Genomic DNA, 22,447 nt, shown 5'->3' with positions numbered 1-22,447 from the left:
GAAACCCCCTGTTCGATCCCGGAGGTTCCCTTGTCCGAATGGCTGGTCCTGGCCATCGCTATGGCCGCCGCGTGCGCCGTCGTCCTGACCATCACCGTCGTCAGAGAGCGCAGGCTCGGAGCGGACGACGACCCGAGCCAGACCCCCGACGTCATCGAGTACATGACGATGATGGTCGGCGTGGTCTACGCCATCGTGCTGGGCCTCGCCATCGCCGGTGTCTGGGAGGCACGCAACGGCGCGCAGCAGGCGGTCGCGGCCGAGGCGCAGGCCCTGCACGAGGTCAGTGAGCGGGTGGCGGCGTACGCCCCGGCCACCCGGGACCGTACGCGCGAGGACGTCGAGACGTATGTGACGTACGTCGTGCACACCGAGTGGCGGCACATGCTGGACGAGGGCGAACTCACCGACAAGGGTGCGGAGCTGCTGGCCAAGGTGCGCCAGGACGTGACCTCGTACGTGCCGCGCAGCGACCAGGAGGGGCAGCACTATCAGCCACTGCTGGACCAGGTCTCGGCGGCGGACGCGGCGCGCGTCGGACGGGGGCAGAACGCGGAGCCGACGCTGCCGGGCGTGGTGTGGTTCGGCCTGATCGCGGGGGCGCTGGTCGCCGTGGGACTGATCTTCACGCTGCAGATCCGGCGTTCGCCCCGCGAGCTGCTGCTGGCGGGGCTCTACAGCGCGCTGATCTCTTTCCTCCTCTTCCTCGTCTGGGACTTCAACTCCCCCTTCGGGCACAGTGTCGCGGACGCGTCCGGCCCGTTCACCGATCTGTTCGCCATCTGACCGGCAGGCGCTTGAGGCCGTTCTGGAAGTTGGACGCCAGCCGGACGGCCTCACCCGCCCGCTCCAGGCCGGGGAGCCGGTCGATCGTGACCCGCAGCATGGTCCGCATTTGTACGCGCGCGAGGTGGGCGCCCAGGCAGAAGTGCGGGCCGAAGCCGAAACTGACGTGGTCGTTGGGGGTGCGGGTGATGTCGAAGCGATCGGGGTCGCTGAAGACGCGCTCGTCGCGATTGGCGGAGGCGTGGAAGACGACGACCTTCTCGCCGCGCCGGATGCGCCGGCCGCCGAGCTCGGTGTCCCGGGTGGCGGTGCGCCGGAAGTCCATGACGGGCGGCCAGAAGCGCAGCACCTCCTCCACCGCGGACGGCATCAGGTCCTCGCGCTCCCGCAGCAGGGCGTACTGGTCGGGGTGGTCGAGGAGCGACTTGAGGCCACCGGGGATCCCGTTGCGCAGCGTCTCGTTCCCGGCCGTCGCGAACAGCAGGAACATGGTTTCGAACTCGTCCCGGGTCAGGCCGCCTTCGCGCATCTGGGCCATGATGCTGCCGGGCCGGGCGTGGTCCGCCAGGGCGTGGGCGTAGACGAACATGTCGGCGAGGGCCTCACGGGTGCGCGGGGCGGCCACACTCCCGTCGGCTCGGGTGAGCGTGGCCGGCCGGTGGGCGAGGGCCGCGCGGCCCATCGGGCTCAGCTTCCCCGCGTCGGCGGTGTTCGAGCCGGCGCGGTCGGTGTCCTGGTAGCCGATCACCCGGTTGGACCAGTCGTACAGCAGCCGACGGTCCTCCTCGGGCACGCCCATGAGGTGGGCGAGGGTCCAGACGGGCAGGTCCGCGGCCAGCTCCACGTAGTCCGTGGCGCCGAGGCCGGCGACGGAGTCGACGAGGGCGTGCGCCCGCGCCTCGACGACGGCCTCCAGCTCCCGCACCGCACGGGGGGTGAAGGCGGCGGAGACGATGCGCCGCAGCCGCGCGTGGGCGGGCGGGTCCTGGTTGAGCATCATGCTCCGCAGGAAGACGAGGTCGTTCTCGGTCTCCGGGTCGGCGATCTGGGTGGCGCCCGCGTACGAGGAGAAGACCTCGGGGGTCCGCAGCACATGTTTGACGTCGGCGTGCCGGAAGACCGCCCAGAAGCCGGGGCCGGCGGGCCAGGGTCCGACGGCCGGTTCCCCGATCCGGCACACCGGGGCGATGTCCCGCAGCTCCCGGTAGCGGGCGTAGGGCACGCCGCGCGCATAGGTCTCGGAAAGGAAGACGTCGGCGGTCACCTCGTGTGAAGTCACCTCACGGACGGTAGGTCCTCCCCTGGCGGAGGCGTCAAGGGGTGGCCACAATGTCCTGGTGGCCCGATGCCGTCCGGCCGGCCCGGACGGCGTGACGGCTGGTTCGCGCCCCCATGCACTCTTGAAGCAGCGGGCATGCAGTGGTTTAGGTGGTACGGACCGAACGTACGGGAGGTACGGACCGTGACCGACAGCAAGGACCTCAGAGAGGACCGCGACCGGCTCGTCGACGCGGCCGACGCGGACGCCTATGTGCGGGGCATCTGCTTCAAGACCGGGCCGCCCCGGTTGCTCGGTGTCGAACTGGAATGGCTCGTCCACGACGGGCGCGACCCCCTGCGCCCGGTCGCCCCGCCCCGGCTCGCGGCCGCCGCCGACCGGCTGCGCGCGCTGCCGCTGAAATCGCTGCTGACCGTCGAGCCCGGCGGCCAGCTGGAATTCTCCTCGCAGCCCGCGAGCTCGCTGGCCTCCTGTGTCACGGAGGTCTCGGCGGACCTCGCCCTCGCCCGCGCCGAGCTGAGCGATCTCGGGCTCGTCCTCGCCGGGTACGGCAAGGCTCCCTGGCACGAACCGTCCCGGGTCGTGCACGATCCGCGCTACGACGCCATGGAGAACTACTACGGCCGGTGGAACGACGCCGGGTACACGATCATGTGCCGTACGGCGTCCGTCCAGGTCTGTGTGGACGCGGGGTACGAGGAGCCCGGACCGCTCGGCTACGGGCGCCGCTGGGCGCTGGCGCATCTGCTGGGCGCGGTCCTGGTCGCCTCGTTCGCCAATTCCCCGCTGCACATGGGCCGTCCCACGGGCTGGCGCTCGACCCGGCAGGCCTGTTACGGGCGGACGGACCCCGGGCGCACCCTGGCCCCGTCCGACCGTCTCGACCCGCGGTCGGCCTACGGGGCGTACGCGCTCGAGGCGCCGGTGATGGTGCTGCGCTCCGAGGACGGGCCCTGGGACCCCCCCGAGGGACTGAACCTGCGCCGCTGGACCCGTACCGGGCGGCCCCGGCCGCCGACGGTCGACGATGTCGCCTACCACCTGACCACGCTGTTCCCGCCGATACGGCCGCGGGGGCATCTGGAACTGCGCATGATCGACGCGCAGCCCGGGGAGGAGGGCTGGCTGGTGCCGCTGGCCGTCACCGCCGCGCTCTTCGACGACCCCGTGGCCACCGAGACGGCCTACCGCGCGGTCAAAGCGCTCGCGGACACGGCGGGCACCGATCCGGCGCCCCGCAATCCGCTGTGGCGCAACGCCGCCCGGTTCGGGCTGGCCGATCCGGAGCTGCACGCCGCCGCCACCGTCTGCTTCGCCGCGGCCCGTGAGGCGCTCCCCCGGCTCGGTGCCCCGCCGCACGTCCTCGACGCCGTCGACGCCTTCACCGCCCGCTATGTGGACCGCCACCGATGTCCCGCCGACGATCTGCTCGACCGGGTGAACGGCAAGGAGGTCCGCCCATGAGCGCCCCCGGCCCGGATCCCGACCTGTTCCGCTCGCGGGCCGTGGACGCCCTTCTCACGGCCCGCGAGCGGACCCGTGTCCTCACCGCCTGCGTGGACGAGCGGGAACTGACCGCCCAGCATTCGCCGTTGATGTCCCCGCTGGTCTGGGACCTCGCCCACATCGGCAATCAGGAGGAGCAGTGGCTGCTGCGCACCGTGGGCGGCCACGACGCGCTGCGGCCCGAGATCGACTCGGTGTACGACGCGTTCGAGCACCCGCGTGCCGAGCGGCCGACGCTGCCGCTGCTGGCGCCCGCCGAGGCCCGGGGCTATGTCGCGGACGTCCGTGACCGGGTCCTGGACGTGCTGCACAGCGCCCCGCTGCGCGGCGGGCCGCTGCTGGAGGCGGGCTTCGCCTTCGGCATGATCGCGCAGCACGAGCAGCAGCACGACGAGACCATGCTCATCACCCATCAGCTGCGCCGCGGCCCGGCCGCGCTCTCGGCACCCGAGCCGCCGCCGGCCGCGCCGGACGCGGCGCTGCTGCCGCCGGAGGTGCGCGTCGAGGGCGGCCCGTTCACGATGGGCACCTCCACCGAGCCGTGGGCCCTGGACAACGAACGGCCCGCGCACCACCGCTTCGTGCCGTCGTTCTTCATCGACACGCTGCCGGTGAGCAACGGCGCGTATCTGCGCTTCATCGGCGACGGGGGCTACGCCGACCCGCGCTGGTGGCATCCCGAGGGCTGGGAGCAGGTCCGCCGGCACGGGCTGGAGGCGCCGCTGTTCTGGCGGCGCGAGGGCACCGGCTGGGTGCGGCGACGGTTCGGGGTGGTCGAGCCCGTACCGCCGGACGAGCCCGTGCTGCACGTCGGCTGGTACGAGGCGGCGGCGTACGCGGCGTGGGCGGGGCGGCGGCTGCCCACGGAGGCGGAGTGGGAGAAGGCGGCCCGCCACGACCCCGTCTCCGGCCGCTCGCTGCGCTATCCGTGGGGTGACGCCGACCCCACCCCCGAGCGGGCCAATCTCGGTCAGCGCCATCTGCGGCCGGCGCCGGTCGGGGCCTATGCCGCGGGTGACTCGCCGCTGGGTGTGCGGCAGTTGATCGGTGACGTGTGGGAGTGGACGTCGAGCGATTTCCTGCCCTACCCCGGTTTCCGGGCGTTTCCCTACCGGGAGTACTCCGAGGTCTTCTTCGGCGATTCCCACAAGGTGCTGCGCGGCGGCTCCTTCGCCGTCGACGCCGTCGCCTGCCGGGGGACGTTCCGCAACTGGGACCTGCCGGTGCGCCGGCAGATCTTCGCGGGTTTCCGTACCGCCCGTGACGCGGAACCCGCCTGATGTGCCGCCATCTGGCCGTCGTGGGGCCCGAAGCACCCCTCGGCGAGAGCGTCCTCGCGCCCCCGCACTCGCTGCTGAGGCAGTCGTGGGCGCCTCGGCGGCAGCTGCACGGGACGGTCAACGCCGACGGGTTCGGCGTCGGCTGGTACGCGGCGGGCGACCCGGTGCCCGCGCGCTACCGGCGGGCCGGGCCGATCTGGGCGGACGGCTCGTTCCTCGACCTGGCCCGGGTCGTCCGCACCGGGGCACTGCTCGCCTCGGTGCGGGACGCGACCGTCGCGGACCCGGACGGGGAGGCGGGCGCGGCCCCGTTCACGGCCGGGCCGTGGCTGTTCAGCCACAACGGCGCGCTGACCGGATGGCCGGACACCGCGGCGCCGCTCGCGGCGCTGCTGCCCCCGGCGGCGCTGCTGCGGCTGGCCGCGCGCTGTGACTCCGCGTTCGTCTGGGCCCTCGTGGAACACCGGCTGCGGGAGGGCGAGGCGATGGGGCCGGCGCTGGCCGGGACGGTCCGGGCGCTGGCCGACGCCGCCCCCGGCTCCCGGCTCAACCTCCTGCTCACCGACGGCACCGCGATAGCCGCCACCGCCTGGGGGGACACCCTCTGGTACCTCAGCGGGCCGGACGGCCGGACGGCCGTGGCCTCCGAGCCGTACGACGACGATCCGCGCTGGGTGGAGGTCCCCGACCGCACCCTCCTCACCGCGACCCCCACCGACATCACGCTGCGCACGCTCAAGGAGCCCTGTCTGTGAGCCCGTTCGCCCTGACCCGCACCCTCCCCCTCGACGCGACCGCCGCGGCCCTGCGCGCGGACGTCGCCACGGGGCTCACCCGAACCCCCAAGGAACTGCCGCCGAAGTGGTTCTACGACGCCCGGGGCAGTGAACTGTTCGACGAGATCACCCTGCTGCCCGAGTACTATCCGACGCGCGCCGAGCGGGAGATCCTCATCGGCCGCGCCCCGGAGATCGCCGAGGCCACCGGCGCCCGTACGCTCGTGGAGCTGGGCTCGGGGTCCTCCGACAAGACCCGCCACCTCATCCGGGCGCTGCCCGCCCTGGACCACTACGTGCCCGTCGACGTCAGCGAGAGCGCCCTGCGGGGCGCGGCCGGCACGCTGCTCGCCGAGCACCCTTCACTGACCGTGCACGCCCTCGTCGCCGACTTCCAGTACGGCCTGGCGCTGCCCCGGACCCCCGGCCCGCGCCTGGTCGCCTTCCTCGGCGGCACCATCGGCAATCTGCTGCCCGCCGAGCGGGTGGCGTTCCTCACGGCCGTACGCTCCGAGCTCGCCCCCGGCGACGCCCTGCTGCTCGGCACGGACCTCGTGAAGGACGAGCGGACGCTGGTCGCCGCGTACGACGACGCGGCCGGGGTGACGGCCGCCTTCAACAAGAACGTCCTCGCCGTCGTCAACCGCGAGCTCGGCGCGGACTTCGACCCCGACGACTTCGCGCACGTGGCCCGGTGGGACGCGCGACAGGAGTGGATCGAGATGCGGCTGCGGGCCCGTACGGCGCTCGTGGCGAAGATCCCCGCGCTGGACCTCGCGGTCCACTTCGCGGCGGGCGAGGAACTGCGCACGGAGGTGTCGGCGAAGTTCCGCCGGGACGGGGTCGCCGGCGAGCTGGCGGAGGCCGGACTGCGCATGAGCCACTGGTGGACGGACGAAGAGGGCCGCTTCGCCCTGTCGTTGTCGGTGCCGGACGAATCCGGGGGCGGGGCAGGACTAGCCTCGGGGGTGTGAACCAGGGGAACAGCGAAGAGAACACGTCCCACGCCGACGACCGGTCGGCCGGCTTCGAGCGCGGCACGGACGGCCCGAAGGTGATCGTCGTCGGCGTGGACGGCTCCGACTCGTCATGGCGCGCCGCGGCCTACGCGGCGGGCCTGGCCCGTCGGCAGAACGCGCTGCTCGCGCTCGTCTACGTCCAGCCGGTGCTCGCGGGCGGCGCGGCACTGGGCATGTCCGTCGTGGAGGCGACGGAGGAGATCGCCGAGGAGCTGATGGCCGAGATCCGTACCCAGGCGGAGCGGTTGCGCGGCATCTTCGAGGTGCGCTGGCAGTTCCACACCTTCCGCGGCGACCCCTACAGCGGCCTGGTGCGGGCGGCCGACGACCTCACGGCGGACGCGGTCGTGGTGGGCGCCTCCGAGCGGGCCGGCCACCGCATCGTCGGCTCGGTGGCGGTCCGCCTGGTCAAGGCGGGGCGCTGGCCGGTCACGGTGGTGCCGTAGGCCTGCCGGCCTCGGGTCACCCGATCGGGACGGCACCGCCGCCGGCGCCCGGCGGGCGGCCTCCGGAGCCCACCCCGGCCCTGCGGGCACACCGACAACGGCGCTCGGCCCGCACGCCGCCGCGCGTGGCGCCGCCGCCCACCCAGCCGGAACGGCGCCGCCGGCGCCCGGCGGGCAGGCCGGGGGCCTCACCCCGACCGTCCCGGTCCGGCGGGCCACGCCAAAGGCGGCGCTTGCCTCGCGCCGTACCGTCGCGTGCACGACGGTGGAGGTGTCAAGGCCGCCCAGTCGCCCGGAGAGCACCCATGACGCACCACAACAGCCACACCTACCGCGTGACCGAGATCGTCGGTTCCTCCCCGGACGGCGTGGACGCAGCCGTTCGCAACGGGCTCGCGCGTGCCTCGCAGACACTGCGGAACCTTGACTGGTTCGAGGTCACACAGATCAGGGGGCACTTCGAGGAAGGCAAGGTCGGTCACTACCAGGTGGGCCTGAAGGTCGGCTTCCGGCTGGAGGACAGCGCCTGATCCCGGCGCCCGGACCGGTCAGCCGCGGGGGACCACCGTGGAGAGGACCTGCGGCAGCGGGTGCCAGTCGGCGGTCGCGAAGCTGGCGTGGGCCCTGGCCATGAGGGCGACGCGGGCGCGCGCCTCCGCCTCGGTCGGCTTGGTGCCGTCGATGACGGGCGGCACCTTGTGCGCGTCGGTCATGACGACGAGGTAGTGCCGGTTGTCGTACCAGGCGGTGTCGATGCCGCCCTTGGCGTAGGTGGCGGCGTCACCGTCGAAGACCACGAACCACGGGCGGATGGTGGGGTCGGCGTAACGCGTGCGCGGGTCGCCGGCCACCGCGCCGTGGACGGCGGGGAAGGCCCCGGCCTGGCGGAGCCGGCCGGCGGCGGCGAGGTCGCGCAGGTGTGTGGCGTACTCCCGGTCCGTCCACAGCCGGTCGGCGGGGTTGCCCTCCTCCACCGTGCCGGGGATCAGCTCGACGACGAACTTGCCCGCGAGCGCCGACCGGCTGGGCCAGCCGCCGGCCCGTACGGCCTGGTCGAGGTCGGCGTGGCCGGCCGCGAGGTCGGCGGGCCGGTAGAGGGCGTCGCCGAGCTTCTCGGTGAGCAGGGCGTCCAGTTCGGCGGGGCCGCGTCCGCTGTCCGCGTTGAAGCCGTCCTTCATCTCCACCTTGAGGAAGACGGGCCGGTGGCCGGGGTTGGCGTCGTGCCAGGCCCGGATGTCCGCGAGGCAGCCGGAGAGGGGCTGGTTGCGGGACTTGGTGCGCAGCTCGGCGGGGGACGTGGCGCCCTCGCAGTTGTTGGCGTTGCGCACCGGGTTGGCGTGCGAGACGCGGAAGGCGCGGCCGCCGAAGCCGTTCGTCCAGACGTCGAGTTCGAGGAGCGAGGCCCCGGAGTCGAGGGCGTCGGCGAAGTAGGGGTACTTGTCCTGGAGGTAGGCGTTGTGGAGGCCGACGGACGTCGTCGCGGAGTAGGGCGCGGCGGCGGTGCCCGTCGCCGCGCCCGTGGTCCGTGCCCCCGCCGGGGCCACCGTCGTGGCGACCGCCGCCGCTGCCGCCACCGCGACCATTCCCGTACGCGTGACTGCGCGCATGTCCCCCACCGCTTTCGTTCTGTCTTTCTGTTACGAACGAGGAGCAGGGTACGGGAGTTGATCAAGTGGCGGGAACGGGGGTTGCTCAGCCCATCCCGTAGACGTCCTCCACATAGCGGCCCGCTTCGGTCAGCTCGCGCAGCCAGGCGTCGCAGGCGGTGGTGTCCGCGCCCGTCCGGCGGGCGTACAGCTCGCGCAGGGCCGCGCGGACGCCCGGTGCCATCCGGGCGCCGTCGCCGCACACGTACACGCGCGCCCCGGCCGCCAGCAGCGCCCAGACCTCGTCCCCCTCGGCGGCGATGCGGTGCTGGACGTAGCGGATGCCCTCCGCGCCGCCGGGGCGGGGTGCTGCGCTGAACGCGGGCCGCAGGGAGACCGCGCCCGCGTCCTCGGCGGCGCGCAGTTCGGCCGCGTGCAGGAAATCCGCCTCCGGTGCGTCGCAGCCGAAGTACAGCAGTGCGGGGGCGAGTTCGGCACCGGCCGCGAGGAGGGCGCGGCGGTCGGCGACCGCGCCCCGGAAGGGGGCGAGGCCCGTGCCGGCGGCCACCATGACGACGGGGGTCCCGGCCCCGTGCGGGACGCGGAAGTCCGCCCGGCACGGCTGGACGCGGGCGAGGACGGTGTCGCCCGGCCGCAGGCCGGCGAGGTGCCCCGAGCCCGTGCCCCGGTACTCGCCCCGGCCGGAGCGGGCGGGGGCCCGCAGCAAGGAGACCATGAGGTCGAGGTGACCCGCCCCCGTGGCGGCGGGCGAGGAGGAAATGGAGTACATCCGGGGCCGCATGGGCGCCAGCAGGTCGGGCACGGCCGCCGGGCCGAGCGTGCCGCGCAGCGCGGGGTGGTCCTCGATCAGGTCCAGGAGGGTACGCGGGTCGTCGGCGGGCAGGGCGCGCAGGGCGGCCTGTTCGGGCGGGCAGGGGTGACGGTCGGCGAGGGCGGCCAGTTGCCGGGGCGTGGGGCGGTCCTGCAGCTCGACGTGGTGGGTGAGGATCTCCCGTACGGTCAGCGGCCGGTCGAGGGACAGGGTGCCCGGGCCCGTCCGGCCCGGACCGCCCGGCCGCACGTCGAGGACGGTGTCCGGGTCCAGGCCGAGAAGGTCCGCGGCGCGGGCGACGACGTGCGGGGCGTTGGCGGGGAGTACGGCGAGGTGGTCGGCGGTGCGGTACTCCACCCCGTCGGGGAGGGCGAGCCGCAGGAAGTGCTTGGTGCGCGGATGCGCGGGGTCGGTGAGGGGGTACGCCTCGGTGACCGTCATGGGCACCATGCCGTGCCGGTCGGCGAGTGCGGTGAGCGGGTCGCCGGGGATCTCGGTGACGGTGCGGGAGGGTTGCGAAGCGGAGGTGGAAGCGTCCGCCCCGATGGATTCCGGGTCGCCGTGCCGTTCCAGGAGCGTCCTTCGCAGGGCGTGGGCGAAGTCCTCGATCGCGCCGGTCAGATCGCCCGAGGCGTCGGCCTCCGCGCGGGGCAGCAGCCGGGTGGCGCCGAGCGCCGCGAGCCGTTCGTCGAGGAGGGTGGGCACGCGCTGGTAGGTGGCGGCCCAGTTGCGGTCGCCGACGCCGAGGACGGCGTAGGTGACCCCGGTGGCGGCGTCCGGGGCCGCCGTCTCGGCCCACCGGGTGAAGGCGGCCGCGTCGTCCGTCGGCCGGCCGTTGTAGGAGGCGGCGACGATGACGACGGGCGCGTCGGTGGGCAGGGCGTCGGCGTGCGCGTCGAGCGGGGCGACGGTGGCGTCGAAGCCGAGGGCGGCGGCCTCGTCGGCGAGGTTGCGGGCGAAGTCGCGGCAGGTGCCGTAGTTGCTGCCGTGCAGGACGAGCAGTCCGGTGCCCTGGCGGGCCCGGGTGGGCAGTTCGTCGCCGGTGCCGGTGCCCGTGCGCGGGGCGGGGGCGGAGCCGCCGGGCAGGGCGGCGCGGACCTCGGCCCGGTCGGCGGGGGTGCGGCGGGCGAGGGTGAGGGTGAAGCCGTCCGGCTTGAGGGTCAGCGTCTCCTTGATCCGCAGCCGGTAGCCGGTGTGGTCGATGAAGCGGTAGCGGTGCACCAGCAGCCCGAGCAGCATGGTGGCCTCGTGCAGGGCGAACTGCCGGCCGATGCAGGCGCGTTCTCCCGTGCCGAAGGGCTTGTACGCGTGCGGGGAGCGGGCCGCCTCCGCCTCGGGGGCGAAGCGGGTGGGGTCGAACAGCTCGGGGTTGTCGCCCCAGACGGCGTCCCGGTGGAGCAGCGGTGTGAGGACGGTGACGCCCTGCCCCGCGCGCAGCGGGTAGCGGCCGCCGAGGAGGGTGTCCTCGCGGGCCTGGCGGCTGAAGGCGGCGGCGGTGGGCCACAGCCGCAGCGCTTCATTCAGCACCTGCCGGGTCCAGCGCAGCCGCCCGACGTCCTCGAACGTCGGCTCGGGGTCCTCGGCGTCGCCCCACAGTTCGTCCGTCTCCCGCTGGGCGAGCCGTAGCGCGACGGGGTCCTTCAGCAGGTGGTGGAGTGCGAAGGACAGCGCCCCGGAGGTGGTCTCGTGGCCGGCGATGAGGAAGGTGATGACCTGGTTGCGGATGTTGGCGGGGTCGAGGGTGGTGCCGTCCGCCGGGTGCGGGGCGCCGAGCATGAGGCCGAGGAGGTCGTCGGTGCGGTCGTCGCCGGCGGCCGTACGGGCGCTGATGACGTCGTCGACGACAGAGGCGAGGAAGGCGGCGTCCGCCCGGAACGCCTCGTCCTCGGCGCTGTGGTCGCCGCCGGGTGCGCGCCCGAGGGCGTTCATGCTCCAGTCCAGGCAGCGCACCATGGCGCCGACGAAGGGGTGCGGCTCCTCGCGGGCGAACGACTCGAAGTCGTACCCGAACCCGGCGAGGCCGATGGTGTCGAGCGTCATCCGGGTCATGTCCTCGGGGACGTCCACGGGCGTGCCCCGGCCGAGCCGGGCGTCCCAGGAGGAGATGAGGCGGCGGGCGACCCGCAGCATGGCCGGGTGGTAGGCGCGCATCGACCCGAGGGCGAAGGCGGGCATCAGGATGTCGTGCGCCTTGCCCCAGTTGGGCTCGTCGTTGTACGCGGTGAACAGTCCGTCGGCGGCGAACTCACGGACGTTCTCCAGGGCCGGGCCGATGTACTTGGTGAAGCGTTCCTCGTCGGCGAGTTCGGTGACCAGGTCGAGCGAGCTGACGAAGAGGGTGTCGAGGCCGTTCAGCCTGCGCCGGAAGACCGGGCCGTGCCGGCGGGCCAGCCGCATCGCCTGCTGGACGGGGGTGGCGCCGGCGCCGATGGCGGAGATGTCCACCACGGGGACGGCACCGTCCCAGGTGCCCGATGGCGTCCCTGACGGTTCGGTGCCTGAAACCTCAGTGCTTGAGGCCGCCGTGCTTGAGGCCGCCGTGCTTGAGGCCTCTGTGCCTGAGGCCTCTGTGCCTGACGGCTCGACACGTGCGGCGGGCAGGGCGTGCGCGGGCTGCGCGGGGGTCGCGTGGATCATGCGTCCAGGCTGACCGCCCCGGCGGGGGATGCCGTCGACGGCGACTGCATGATTGTGCAGTGGTCCACGGCGTGCCGCTCTTGCGCGCGAGCACGCGAGGGGCCATGCACGAGCACGGTACGAGCGGGAGGCCCGCGGGCATGAGCAGCGACGCGTACATCGCCTGGCGCAACCACTTCCTGCTGCTGCTCGACCGGATCCCGACGCCGATCGCCGTCTGCCGGGCGGACGGGGAGATCACCGTCGCGAACCCGGCCATGGCCGCCGAGTGGGGCGCGGTCCCCGGGCGGCTGCGGGGCCGTAATGTGCTGGACCTCTTCCGCCCCCGCGCCACCGCCCAGCTCGACCGGCTGGGTGAGGCGCTGCGGCTGGGCCACCGCTCCCGCTACCGCGTCGAGGTGTGCTGGTCCCCGGTGGGCGCGGACGGCGTCGAGCGCGAGGGCGAGCTGCTGGTGGACCCGGTCGGCGAGCCGTCCCCGACGTATCCGCTGCTGCTGGTGGTGCTGCGGGTGCGAGCGGCCGGGCCGCCCCGCCCGTGGCGGCGCCGGAGGCGGAGGTGAGCGAGGTGGAGGGACGGATCCTCGCGCTGGCGGCGTCGGGGGCCACGACGGCCGCCGTGGGCAAGGCGGTCGGGCTGACCGTGGACGGGGTCAACTACCACCTGGCCCGGCTCACCCGGCGCTGGCGGGTGCCGAACCGTACGGCGCTGGTGGCCAAGGCGTACGTACTCGGTGTGCTCTCCCCCGGGCGGTGGCCGCCGGAGCCGGCCGGTCAGCGGGTGCGCAGCACGCAGTCGCCGCACATGCCGCCGGAGGGCACCCGGTAGTACAGACAGCAGCTGCGGCGCCGGAAGGACGGCTCGCCACGGGTGGTGAGCGTGCCGGTGTCGCGCAGCAGCGGGTCCTCGAAGAGGGCCCGGGTGACGGTGATCGCCCGGGCCGCGTCCTCGGGCCGGCCCTGAGCGAGGCACCAGGTGTGCAGGACGCGCAGGGAGCCGGCGAGGGAGGAGGCCGCGTTGCCCCACAGCAGCCGCCCGGAGACCGGGACGACCGCGCGGGTGAGGTGGTGCAGGGAGGCCAGCCGGTCGTGCAGGACGCTCGCGGCGATCTGTGGCACCGGGTCCGTGCCGGGTGGCAGGGCGGCCGGGCGGTGCAGCCAGAGGTCGTCGGGGGCGGTCCGGGCGGGGTCCCACCACAGCGTCGGGCCCGCGAGGTCGGGTACGCGCCCGGTGAGCACGGCGGAGCCGAGGGCGATGGAGAGCAGCCGTCCGGCGATGCCCTGGAAGGCGATGGACGCGGCCACCCGGCGGTCCGCCGTGCCGAGCCGCTCGGCGACGGTCGCCACCCGGGCCCGTACCGCCGGTTCGGCCAGGGGCAGATAGCCGGGGCCGGGCGGCCCGTCAGGTCCGGCGTCGGTGCGCAGGGCGAAGAACGGTCCTACGGAGGCGAGGTCGCCGAGGTGCATGGGGCGGGTGCGCCTTCCTCAGTCGGTCGTGCGGCTGCCGGGGGGCGCGCCCATAGGTATCAGAAGGCGGTCCCCGGGCCACCGGCGGGGTGACAGGGCGTCAACCCGTGGGCGGGCGGCCCCAAGACGTGGCCCGGACACCACGCCCACCATCCGACGCATCCTTGACAGGCTTCCCGCCCCACAGGAGCCTCGATCTGACAACGATGTCATCGGAACATGTGAGGGACGTGGACGATGAGATGGACCGAACGCCTGCGGCCGCGCACCCTGGCGGCCTCGCTCGCCCTCGCGGCGATGCTGGGCGGTACCGCACTCGTGTCCGCACCGGTGGCCCCGAGGGCCGAGCGCCTCACCGATCTGGTGAACCCGTTCATCGGCACCCAGAACGCGGGCAACACCTTCCCCGGCGCCTCGGTACCGTTCGGCATGGTGCAGCTCTCCCCCGACACCAGAGGCGACTTCGGCTACGACTACAAGGACGACCACATCCGCGGCTTCAGCTCCGTACATCTGTCCGGGGTCGGCTGCAATCTCGGCGGCGACCTGCCCGTCCTGCCCACCACGGGTGAGGTGACGGAGACCGACTACGGGCGCTACGCCGCGAAATTCGACCACGCGGACGAGAAGGCTCACCCCGGCTACTACCGGGTCGCTCTGCGGACCGGCATCACCGCCGAGCTGACGGCGGGTGCCCGCACCGGTCACCAGCGCTACACCTTCCCCGCGACGGACAAGGCCAACGTCCTGCTCAACGCCGGACAGTCGATCCACAAGACGGTCTCCACCACCGTCGAGATCCTGGATTCCCGTACCGTCCGCACCACCATCACCGGCCGGGGCTTCTGCCGGGACACCCGCCCGTACACCCTCCACACCCTCACCCGTTTCGACCGCCCCTTCACCGCCTACGGCACCTGGAACGGCGGAACGGTCACCGACCGGTCCAAGCACTCCACCTCCACCGGCCGCAACGGCGCCTGGGTCCGCTTCGACACCACCGCCGACCGCACCGTCGAGGCCACCACCGCCCTCAGCTACGTCGACGCGGCGGGCGCGGCGGGCAACCTCCGGGCACAGCCGGGCGACTTCGACCGTACGGCCGAGGCCGCCCGCGCCGCCTGGGAGAAGCGGCTGGCCACGGTGGGGGCCGTGGGCGGCGGGGAGACGCAGCGGCGCACCTTCTACTCCTCGCTGTACCGCTCCTTCCTCACCCCCAGCATCGGCAGCGACGCCGACGGCCGCTACACCGGCTGGGACCAGCGCACGCACCGCGCCGAGGGCTTCACCTACTACCAGAACTGGTCCCTGTGGGACACCTACCGCACCCAGGCGCAGCTGCTGGCGCTGCTCGCGCCCGGCGAGGCACGGGACATGGCGCTGTCCGTACTGCGGATCGACACCGACAGCGGCTGGCTGCCCAAATGGGGCTACGCCACGGTCGAGACGAACATCATGACGGGTGACCCCGTGACGCCCTACCTCACCAACGCCTATCAGCACGGGCTGCTGGCGGGCCACGAGGAGGAGGTCTACCGGGCGCTGCGCAAGAACGCCGACGGGGTGCCCCCGGCGGAGTCCATGCAGGTGGGGCGGGAGGGCAACGCCGAGTACCTACGGAACGGTTTCGTCCCCTTCCAGCCCGACGCGGCCGAGCGCAAGCCCGGCGACTCCGACTACAAGCACGCCGCGTCGGCCACCTTGGAGTACGCGCTCTCCGACGCCGTGCTCGCGAAGATGGCCCGGGGCCTCGGCCACCGGGAGGACGCCGAGCGCTACACGGCCCGGTCCCGGAACTACCGGAAGCTGCACGATCCGGCCACCGGCTTCTTCCGCCCCCGGGACGCCGGCGGCGCGTTCACCGGTTCCACCGACCCGGCGAAGAGCCCGGGCTTCCACGAGGGCACGGCCTGGCAGTACCAGTGGCTGGTCCCGCACGACGTGCCGGGCATGGTGGAGCTGATCGGCGGCAAGGACGCGGCGGACAAACGGCTGGACGCGTTCTTCGCGTACGACAAGCTGCTCGCCGACCCGGCACGCACCGCGCGCGAGGTGTGGGTCAACGGCCCGTACGCCTACTACAACGCCGACAAGTACAACCCGCAGAACGAGCCGGACCTCATCGCCCCGTACACCTATCTGTCCACCGGCAAGCCGTGGAAAACGACGGACGTGGTGCACGCCGCGCTGACGCTCTTCACCGACACGCCGACCGGGATGACGGGCAACGACGACCTCGGCACGATGTCGGCGTGGATGGTGCTCTCCGCCATCGGGGTGTATCCGGTGCAGCCGGGCGGTGACGTCTGGGGGCTGAGCACCCCGGTCTTCGACCGCGTGGAGCTGCGGCTGGACCGGCGCTGGTATCCGGGAGGCGGCTTCACGGTCACCGCACCGGGCACCTCGGGCACCAACCGGTACATCCGGTCCGCGCACCTGGACGGGAAGCAACTCGACCGTACGTATCTGACGACCCGGGAGATCAGCCGGGGCCGGCGGCTGGACTTCCGCGTGGGCGCCACCCCCTCCCGCTGGGGCACGGCGCGCACCGCCGCGGCGCCCGCCATCGGATGAACCCTTGGCCGGGCGCGGGGCGGCACCTTCCTTCGCCGCCCCCGCTCGGCCATGATGACCCGCCGTCAGCGTCGACGAGAGGACACGAGATGGCCGGGCTCCGGCAAGGCGTACTGCGCCGCAAACCGATCGAGCACATCGAGGAGGCGGAGACGGCCGAGGGCGGCGGGCCCTCCCAACGGCTGACCCGGACACTGGGCCTGTGGCAGCTCACGGCCATCGGCGTCGGCGGCATCATCGGCGCCGGCATCTTCAGCCTCGCGGGCACCATCGCGAACGGCACGGCGGGCCCGGCCGTGCTCATCTCCTTCCTGATCGCGGGCGTGGCGAGCGCGGCCGCCGCGTTCTCGTACGCGGAGTTCGCGGGCCTGATCCCGCGCGCCGGGTCCGCCTACACCTACGGCTACGTGGTGCTCGGTGAGATCGGCGGCTGGTTCATCGGCTGGGACCTGCTGCTGGAGTACACGGCGATCGTCGCGGTGGTGGCGATCGGCATCTCCGGGTACATCAACTTCCTGCTCGGGCAGGCGAACGCGGAGCTGCCCGCATGGATGCTGGGCGCCCCGGGCACCGGGGACGGGCACCGGGTGGACCTGTTCGCGGCGGTGCTGTGCCTGCTGATCGCGTATCTGCTGACCATGGGCATCAAGAACGCGGCCCGTTTCGAGACCGTGGTCGTGGGGCTGAAGATCCTGGTGGTGGCGCTGGTCGTCGTGGTGGGCTTCTTCCACGTCAAGTCCGACAACTACACCCCGTTCTTCCCCTTCGGCGTCAGCGGCGCGTTCACGGGAGCGGCCACGGTCTTCTTCGCGGTGTTCGGCTACGACGCGATGTCCACGGCGGCCGAGGAGTCGAAGGACGCGCAGCGGCACATGCCGAAGGCGATCATGTACTCGCTCGCGGTGTCGATGGTCCTCTACGTCCTGGCGTGCCTGGTGCTCACCGGAATGCAGCCCTACAAGGAGATCGACAAGGAGAGCGGCTTCTCCACCGCGTTCAAGTCGGTGGGGCTGACCGGCATCGCGGACGTCATCGCGGTCGGCGCGATCATCGGCATCCTGACCGTGATGTTCACCTTCATGCTCGGGGTGACCCGCGTGTGGTACGCGATGAGCCGTGACGGGCTGCTGCCGAAGTGGTTCGCGAAGACGCACCCGACCCGGCACGTGCCGACGCGGGTGACGTGGATCGTCGGTGCCGCGTCGGCGGCCATCGCGGGCTTCGTGCCGATCGGCGAGGCGGCGGAGCTCACCAACATCGGCATTCTGCTGGCCTTCGCGGTGGTGTGCACCGCCGTCATCGTGCTGCGCCGCAAGCGGCCGGAGCTGCCGCGCAGCTTCCGCTGCCCGTGGGTGCCGTTCGTCCCGGCGGTCGGGGTCGCCGCGTCGATCTGGCTGATCACGTATCTGGCCTGGCAGACGTGGGTGCGGTTCGCGGTGTGGTTCGCCGTCGGGCTGGTCGTGTACTTCGCGTACTCCTACCGCAATTCGGAGCTCGCGAAGGCGGAGCGGGCGGCCGGCCGCCAGGACTGACGCGCCCTGTCCCAGCTGTCGCGGCAGGGCCTGTCCCCGCAGTGCCCTACTTCAGCAGGGCCCTACTTCAGCAGGCGGGAAAGCCTCCGGTCCGCGAGAGGCTTCCCGCCCGTCTGGCAGGTGGGGCAGTACTGGAGGGAGGAGTCGCGATAGGACACCTCGCGGATCGTGTCCTGGCAGACCGGGCAGGGCTGCCCGGTCCTGCCGTGCACCCGCAGCCCGCTCGTCTTCTCCGCCTTCAGCTCCCCGGCGGCGTGCCCGCGCGAGCGTTCCAGGGCGTCGCGCAGGGTCGCACCGAGGGCCGCGTAGAGCGCTGCGGTCTCCTCCTCGGTGAGGCTCGCGGCGAGTTTGAAGGGGGACATGCGCGCGGCGTGCAGGATCTCGTCGGAGTAGGCGTTGCCGATGCCGGCGATCACGCTCTGGTCCCGCAGGACACCCTTGAGCTGCCGGCGCTCCTCGCGCAGCAGCCCCGCGAAGACCTCCAGGGTGAACTCCGGCGCCAGGGGGTCGGGGCCGAGCCGGGCGATGCCCGGCACCTCGGAGACGTCGCGGACGCAGTACACCGCGAGCCGCTTCTGGGTGCCGGCCTCGGTGAGGTCGAAGCCGTCCCCGCCGGGCCCCGCGAGGCGCACACGGAGGGCGAGCGGCCCCTTGCCGGGCCGCGGCGGAGCGTCCGGCAGCGGGTCCCGCCAGCGCAGCCAGCCCGCGCGGGCGAGGTGGAAAACGAGATGGGGGCCGTCAAAACCGTCGGTGACGAGATCGAGGAACTTGCCGTGCCGGCGCACCTCGGTGACCGTGCGGCCCTCGACCTCGGTCAGCGGCGGGTCGTACGTCTTCAGCACGCTGACCGCCAGCGGCAGCACACGCTCGACCGTCCGGCCGACGAGGTGCTCGGTGAGGAAGCCGGCCAGCGCTTCGACCTCGGGCAGCTCCGGCATGCCTCCAGTCTGCCGCAGCGGGCCGGGGCGGCAAGTCAGCGCACGGTCGCCGCCCAGTCGACGCGGTAGCCGGTGAGCCAGTCGGCGCTGCCGTCGCCGCCCTCCGCGACCTGGCGGGCCACCTCGGCGTCACGCGCCCGCCGCTCCTCGAAGGTGGGCGACAGGCGGCCCGCCATCTCGGCGCTGAGCGCGACGGCCCGCTCGACGCGCTCGCGGCGCAGCCGCTCGTAGGCGACGAAGGCCCGCTGCGCGTCGGGGAGGTCGCGCAGACAGCGGGCGAGGACGACGGCGTCCTCGATGGCCAGGGAGGCGCCCTGCGCGGCGTTGGGCGCGGTGGCGTGGGCGGCGTCCCCTATGAGGACGGCACGCCGGCCGTGCCAGACCGGGGTGGTGGGGATGTCGTAGGCGTTCATGCCGACGATGGCGTCGCCGGTGGCCGCGGCGATGGCGGCGGCGGGCGTGCGGTCCTCGGCGAAGGTCTCGACGACGCGGCGGCGCCAGCGGGCCGGGCCGACGTCGAGGCCGTCGGCGGGCAGCTCGGCGCAGGGGATGTTCGCGAACCAGTAGGTCGTGCCGTCCGGTGCCGTGGTGCAGCCGAAGAACCCCCGCCGTCCGTAGACCATCCGGTAGGTGTGCGGCGGGGCGGGGTCGGTGCTGTCCCGGATGCGGCCGCAGACGGTGAGCTGGCCGGTGTGGCGGGGCGGCGGAGCGGCGGGGTCGAGGAGGGTGCGGGTGCGGGAGTGGATACCGTCGGCGCCGATGAGCACATCGCCCTCGGCGCGGGTGCCGTCCGCGAAGAACGCCACCACCCGGCCGCCCGCCGTGGTCGTGGCGTCGACGAGGCGTTTGCCGTACTCGACGCGGACACCACGGCGGACGGCTTCGTCGCGCAGGGCGCGGTAGAGGGCGGCGCGCTGGAGGGTGCGGGGGCTCAGGGCCGGCTCCGCCGTGCCCGCGAGGGGCCGGGAGCCGAGCCGCTCGCCGGTGTCGGAGAGGAACTCCACCGTCTCGGCGGGAAAGGAGTGCTCGCGCACGGGAGCGTCGGCATCGATGCTCCGCAGCGCGGCCAGCCCGTTGGCGAAGAGGATGAGGAACGCGCCGAGGTGGTCGGCAGCGGTGGGATACGCCTCATGGACGGTCGCGTCGAAGCCGGCTTTCCGCAGGGCCATCGCGGCCACGGGTCCGGCGATGCCCCCGCCGATGATCAGAGCATGCGCCATGGTGCTCCGTTCCGACGCCTCGCGTGCGGTCGAACGCTTGACCATGAGCGTAGCGGGCCGGGGGGCCGTGCTCCAGAGTGCGTGCCACCGGGTCCGGGGCCGCTCAGCCGCCTCCCCGCAGGGCCTCGGCGAGGTAGGGCGCGGTCACGCTTCCGGCGGCGCCCGCCACCTCCGGTGGGGTTCCGGCGGCGACGATCCGCCCGCCTTCGGCCCCGCCGCCGGGCCCGAGGTCGATGACGTGGTCGGCGCCCGCGGCCACGGCCATGTCGTGCTCGACGACCACCACCGTGTTGCCCGCGTCGACCAGTCCGTGCAGCTGACGCAGCAGCAGTTCGGTGTCGGCCGGGTGCAGCCCGGTGGTGGGCTCGTCCAGGAGGTACAGGGTGTGTCCGCGGTGGGTGCGCTGGAGTTCGGTGGCGAGCTTGATGCGCTGTGCCTCGCCGCCGGACAGCTCGGTGGCGGGCTGGCCCAGGCGCAGATAGCCGAGGCCGACGTCCTGGAGCGTCCGCAGGCCGCGCAGCGCGGCGGGCACGTCGGCGAGGAAGCCGCCGGCCGCGTCGACGGTCATGTCGAGGACGTCGGCGATGGTCGCGCCCCGGTAGGTGATCTCCAGCGTCTCGGGGTTGTAGCGCGCGCCCCGGCAGGCGGTGCAGGGCGCGTACGTACCGGGCAGGAAGAGCAGTTCGACGGCGACGAAGCCCTCGCCCTGGCAGACCTCGCAGCGCCCGGCGACGACGTTGAAGGAGAAGCGGCCGACGGTGTACCCGCGGGCGCGGGCCTCGTCCGTCGCCGCGAAGACCTTGCGTACGGCGTCGAACAGGCCGGTGTAGGTGGCGAGGTTGGAGCGCGGGGTGCGGCCGATCGGCCGCTGGTCGACCCGGACCAGGCGGTCGATCGCCGCGAGCCCCTCGGCGGCCGCGGCTGCGGGACCGTGCCCGCCATGCTCACTGTCCTCGTCCTCGGCTCCGGTGTGCGCGCCGACGACCTCCGCGAGCACCTGGCTGACCAGCGTCGACTTGCCCGATCCGGACACGCCGGTGACGGCGGTGAAGACCCCGAGCGGGAACTCGGCGTCGAGGTCGCGGAGGTTGTGCCGGGTGACGCCGCGCAGCCGCAGCACGCCGGAGGGGGTGCGGGGCGCGCGGAGGCCCGGCGCCGGCGCGTCCGGGAAGACGTACCGCCGGGTGGCCGATTCGGCCACGTCCGCGAGCCCCGCGACCGGCCCGCTGTGCAGCACCCGCCCGCCGTGTTCCCCGGCGTGCGGCCCGACATCGACGATCCAGTCCGCGCGGCGCACGACGTCCATGTGGTGCTCGACGACGAACAGTGAATTGCCCGCGGCCTTGAGCCGGTCCAGGATGGTCAGCAGGGCGGCGCTGTCGGCGGGGTGCAGCCCCGCCGACGGCTCGTCCAGGACGTACACGACGCCGAACAGCCCCGAACGCAGTTGGGTGGCGAGCCGGAGCCGCTGGAGTTCACCGGCGGAGAGGGTGGGGGTGGGCCGGTCCATGCCGAGGTAGCCGAGGCCGAGTTCGGTCAGCACCTCGATCCGGGCGACGAGGTCCTTGGCGAGCGTCGCGGCGACGCCGTCGCGGTCGCCGTCGTCCGTGGCGGCCGGTCGCAGCACCTCCGCGAGCCCGGACAGGGGCAGCGCGGCGAGCGCGGCGATGTCCCGCCCGGAGAAGGTGACGGCCAGCGCCTCGGGCCGCAGCCGCCGGCCGCCGCACGCCGGGCACGGCCCGCTCACCAGGTGCCGCTCGGCGCGCGCCCGCAGCGCGGCGCTCTTGGAGTCCGCGAAGGTGTGCAGCACATAGCGTTTCGCGCTCATGTACGTGCCCTGGTACGGGCGTTGGATCCGCTCCGCGTCCCGTACGGGGTGCACGGTGACGACCGGCTGCTCGTCGGTGAAGAGGATCCATTCGCGGTCGGCGCGCGGCAGCTCGCGCCACGGCCGGTCGACGTCGTGGCCGAGCGCGGCCAGGATGTCGCGCAGGTTCTTGCCCTGCCACGCCCCCGGCCAGGCGGCGATCGCCCCGTCCCGGATCGACAGCGACGGATCGGGGACCAGCGACTCCTCCGTCACCCGGTGCACCCGCCCGAGCCCGTGGCACTCGGGGCAGGCCCCGGCGGCCGTGTTGGGCGAGAAGGCGTCGGAATCGAGCCGCGCGGCCCCTTCGGGGTACGTACCGGCCCGGGAGAACAGCATCCGCAGCGAGTTGGACAGCGTGGTCACCGTCCCCACGGACGACCGTGACGTCGGCGCCGACCGCCGCTGCTCGAGCGCCACGGCGGGCGGCAGCCCGGTGATCTCCTCCACCTTCGGCGCGCCGACCTGATGGATCAGCCGCCGCGCGTAGGGGGCGACGGATTCGAAGTAACGCCGCTGGGCCTCGGCGTACAGGGTGCCGAAGGCGAGCGAGCTCTTGCCCGAGCCGGAGACCCCGGTGAAGACGACGAGGGCGTCCCGGGGGATGTCCACGTCGACACCCCGCAGATTGTGCACCCGGGCGCCGCGGACGCGTACGTACGGATCGTGAGCACCGCGCGGGTCGTTCATCGGGGTCATCTCCGC

The 22,447-nt window shown here is 73.5% G+C and carries 18 protein-coding genes; 11 read left to right on the top strand and 7 right to left on the bottom strand.

Translation table 11 applies throughout. The features are described 5' to 3' along the window. The first annotated feature begins 30 nt into the window (after positions 1 to 30). Positions 31 to 786, top strand: a complete 756-nt coding sequence (locus ACZ53N_RS20790; protein WP_469142306.1) for a bestrophin-like domain — start codon at positions 31 to 33, stop codon at positions 784 to 786. Here ACZ53N_RS20790 and ACZ53N_RS20785 read toward each other — a convergent pair. Next, positions 764 to 2,065: a cytochrome P450 gene (locus ACZ53N_RS20785; RefSeq protein ID WP_469142305.1), complete on the bottom strand. Its 1,302-nt coding sequence runs from the start codon at positions 2,063 to 2,065 to the stop codon at positions 764 to 766. The two genes, ACZ53N_RS20790 and ACZ53N_RS20785, sit on opposite strands and share 23 nt — an antisense overlap. A 183-nt stretch (positions 2,066 to 2,248) precedes the next feature. On the opposite strand from ACZ53N_RS20785, the gene egtA reads away from it, so the two are divergent. The 6 genes from egtA (at position 2,249) to ACZ53N_RS20755 (ending at position 7,622) form a co-directional block, all read left to right on the top strand. Continuing rightward, positions 2,249 to 3,529 (top strand): ergothioneine biosynthesis glutamate--cysteine ligase EgtA, encoded by a 1,281-nt coding sequence (egtA, locus tag ACZ53N_RS20780; protein ID WP_469142304.1) that lies wholly within the window; start codon positions 2,249 to 2,251, stop codon positions 3,527 to 3,529. After that, the gene (gene egtB, locus ACZ53N_RS20775) at positions 3,526 to 4,851 is read left to right on the top strand and encodes an ergothioneine biosynthesis protein EgtB (RefSeq protein ID WP_469142303.1); all 1,326 of its coding nucleotides are present in this window, start codon (positions 3,526 to 3,528) and stop codon (positions 4,849 to 4,851) included. The genes egtA and egtB overlap by 4 nt, the downstream gene beginning before the upstream one ends. After that, positions 4,851 to 5,606 (top strand): ergothioneine biosynthesis protein EgtC, encoded by a 756-nt coding sequence (gene egtC, locus ACZ53N_RS20770; RefSeq protein WP_469142302.1) that lies wholly within the window; start codon positions 4,851 to 4,853, stop codon positions 5,604 to 5,606. The genes egtB and egtC overlap by 1 nt, the downstream gene beginning before the upstream one ends. Then, positions 5,603 to 6,601, top strand: coding sequence for an L-histidine N(alpha)-methyltransferase (gene egtD, locus ACZ53N_RS20765; protein WP_469142301.1), 999 nt, complete (start codon positions 5,603 to 5,605; stop codon positions 6,599 to 6,601). Before egtC ends, egtD begins: the two co-directional genes overlap by 4 nt. Beyond that, positions 6,598 to 7,092, top strand: a complete 495-nt coding sequence (locus tag ACZ53N_RS20760) for a universal stress protein (protein ID WP_469142300.1) — start codon at positions 6,598 to 6,600, stop codon at positions 7,090 to 7,092. The genes egtD and ACZ53N_RS20760 overlap by 4 nt, the downstream gene beginning before the upstream one ends. Before the next feature lie 305 nt (positions 7,093 to 7,397). Next, on the top strand, positions 7,398 to 7,622 hold the full coding sequence (locus ACZ53N_RS20755; RefSeq protein WP_469142299.1) for a dodecin: 225 nt from the start codon (positions 7,398 to 7,400) through the stop codon (positions 7,620 to 7,622). 18 nt (positions 7,623 to 7,640) lie between these two features. Here the strand turns inward: ACZ53N_RS20755 and ACZ53N_RS20750 are convergent, their stop codons facing one another. Both ACZ53N_RS20750 and ACZ53N_RS20745 read right to left on the bottom strand, forming a co-directional pair. Then, the gene (locus tag ACZ53N_RS20750) at positions 7,641 to 8,699 is read right to left on the bottom strand and encodes a phosphatidylinositol-specific phospholipase C domain-containing protein (protein ID WP_469142298.1); all 1,059 of its coding nucleotides are present in this window, start codon (positions 8,697 to 8,699) and stop codon (positions 7,641 to 7,643) included. A gap of 85 nt (positions 8,700 to 8,784) precedes the next feature. Then, entirely contained in the window at positions 8,785 to 11,958 is a 3,174-nt protein-coding gene (locus ACZ53N_RS20745) for a bifunctional cytochrome P450/NADPH--P450 reductase (RefSeq protein WP_469142297.1), read from the bottom strand. 329 nt (positions 11,959 to 12,287) lie between these two features. Here ACZ53N_RS20745 and ACZ53N_RS20740 point away from each other — a divergent pair, with 329 nt between their 5' ends. Next, positions 12,288 to 12,707, top strand: coding sequence for a PAS domain-containing protein (locus ACZ53N_RS20740; protein ID WP_469142296.1), 420 nt, complete (start codon positions 12,288 to 12,290; stop codon positions 12,705 to 12,707). Then, positions 12,704 to 12,973, top strand: a complete 270-nt coding sequence (locus tag ACZ53N_RS20735) for a helix-turn-helix transcriptional regulator (protein ID WP_469142295.1) — start codon at positions 12,704 to 12,706, stop codon at positions 12,971 to 12,973. Before ACZ53N_RS20740 ends, ACZ53N_RS20735 begins: the two co-directional genes overlap by 4 nt. Here ACZ53N_RS20735 and ACZ53N_RS20730 read toward each other — a convergent pair. After that, positions 12,919 to 13,611 (bottom strand): (2Fe-2S)-binding protein, encoded by a 693-nt coding sequence (locus ACZ53N_RS20730; protein WP_469142294.1) that lies wholly within the window; start codon positions 13,609 to 13,611, stop codon positions 12,919 to 12,921. The genes ACZ53N_RS20735 and ACZ53N_RS20730 overlap by 55 nt on opposite strands. A 237-nt stretch (positions 13,612 to 13,848) precedes the next feature. On the opposite strand from ACZ53N_RS20730, the gene ACZ53N_RS20725 reads away from it, so the two are divergent. Both ACZ53N_RS20725 and ACZ53N_RS20720 read left to right on the top strand, forming a co-directional pair. Beyond that, a complete protein-coding gene (locus tag ACZ53N_RS20725) occupies positions 13,849 to 16,185 on the top strand; it encodes a GH92 family glycosyl hydrolase (protein WP_469142293.1) in 2,337 nt (778 codons plus the stop codon). 89 nt (positions 16,186 to 16,274) lie between these two features. Further along, positions 16,275 to 17,717 carry an amino acid permease gene (locus tag ACZ53N_RS20720; RefSeq protein WP_469142292.1) on the top strand — a complete coding sequence of 481 codons (1,443 nt, stop codon included), beginning with the start codon at positions 16,275 to 16,277 and terminating at the stop codon, positions 17,715 to 17,717. Between the two features lie 62 nt (positions 17,718 to 17,779). Here the strand turns inward: ACZ53N_RS20720 and ACZ53N_RS20715 are convergent, their stop codons facing one another. The 3 genes from ACZ53N_RS20715 to ACZ53N_RS20705 all read right to left on the bottom strand — a co-directional run bounded on the left by ACZ53N_RS20715 (position 17,780) and on the right by ACZ53N_RS20705 (position 22,432). Continuing rightward, on the bottom strand, positions 17,780 to 18,655 hold the full coding sequence (locus ACZ53N_RS20715; protein WP_469142291.1) for an Fpg/Nei family DNA glycosylase: 876 nt from the start codon (positions 18,653 to 18,655) through the stop codon (positions 17,780 to 17,782). 35 nt (positions 18,656 to 18,690) lie between these two features. Next, the gene (locus ACZ53N_RS20710) at positions 18,691 to 19,875 is read right to left on the bottom strand and encodes an FAD-dependent monooxygenase (protein ID WP_469142290.1); all 1,185 of its coding nucleotides are present in this window, start codon (positions 19,873 to 19,875) and stop codon (positions 18,691 to 18,693) included. Positions 19,876 to 19,978: 103 nt separating this feature from the next. Beyond that, positions 19,979 to 22,432: an excinuclease ABC subunit UvrA gene (locus ACZ53N_RS20705; RefSeq protein ID WP_469142289.1), complete on the bottom strand. Its 2,454-nt coding sequence runs from the start codon at positions 22,430 to 22,432 to the stop codon at positions 19,979 to 19,981. Between the last annotated feature and the right edge of the window lie 15 nt (positions 22,433 to 22,447).

This window comes from Streptomyces sp. NPDC033229, assembly GCF_055576875.1.
This window is presented reverse-complemented; position numbering and strand designations above follow the sequence as displayed.

What these genes read in the sequence shown, in the direction of transcription:
- ACZ53N_RS20705 (WP_469142289.1), bottom strand. Translation starts at nt 22,432, where the DNA reads ATGAACGACCCGCGCGGTGCTCACGATCCGTACGTACGCGTCCGCGGC.
- ACZ53N_RS20750 (WP_469142298.1), bottom strand. Translation starts at nt 8,699, where the DNA reads ATGCGCGCAGTCACGCGTACGGGAATGGTCGCGGTGGCGGCAGCGGCG.
- egtB (WP_469142303.1), top strand. Translation starts at nt 3,526, where the DNA reads ATGAGCGCCCCCGGCCCGGATCCCGACCTGTTCCGCTCGCGGGCCGTG.
- ACZ53N_RS20715 (WP_469142291.1), bottom strand. Translation starts at nt 18,655, where the DNA reads ATGCCGGAGCTGCCCGAGGTCGAAGCGCTGGCCGGCTTCCTCACCGAG.
- ACZ53N_RS20725 (WP_469142293.1), top strand. Translation starts at nt 13,849, where the DNA reads ATGAGATGGACCGAACGCCTGCGGCCGCGCACCCTGGCGGCCTCGCTC.
- ACZ53N_RS20720 (WP_469142292.1), top strand. Translation starts at nt 16,275, where the DNA reads ATGGCCGGGCTCCGGCAAGGCGTACTGCGCCGCAAACCGATCGAGCAC.
- egtC (WP_469142302.1), top strand. Translation starts at nt 4,851, where the DNA reads ATGTGCCGCCATCTGGCCGTCGTGGGGCCCGAAGCACCCCTCGGCGAG.
- ACZ53N_RS20710 (WP_469142290.1), bottom strand. Translation starts at nt 19,875, where the DNA reads ATGGCGCATGCTCTGATCATCGGCGGGGGCATCGCCGGACCCGTGGCC.
- ACZ53N_RS20755 (WP_469142299.1), top strand. Translation starts at nt 7,398, where the DNA reads ATGACGCACCACAACAGCCACACCTACCGCGTGACCGAGATCGTCGGT.
- ACZ53N_RS20740 (WP_469142296.1), top strand. Translation starts at nt 12,288, where the DNA reads ATGAGCAGCGACGCGTACATCGCCTGGCGCAACCACTTCCTGCTGCTG.
- ACZ53N_RS20730 (WP_469142294.1), bottom strand. Translation starts at nt 13,611, where the DNA reads ATGCACCTCGGCGACCTCGCCTCCGTAGGACCGTTCTTCGCCCTGCGC.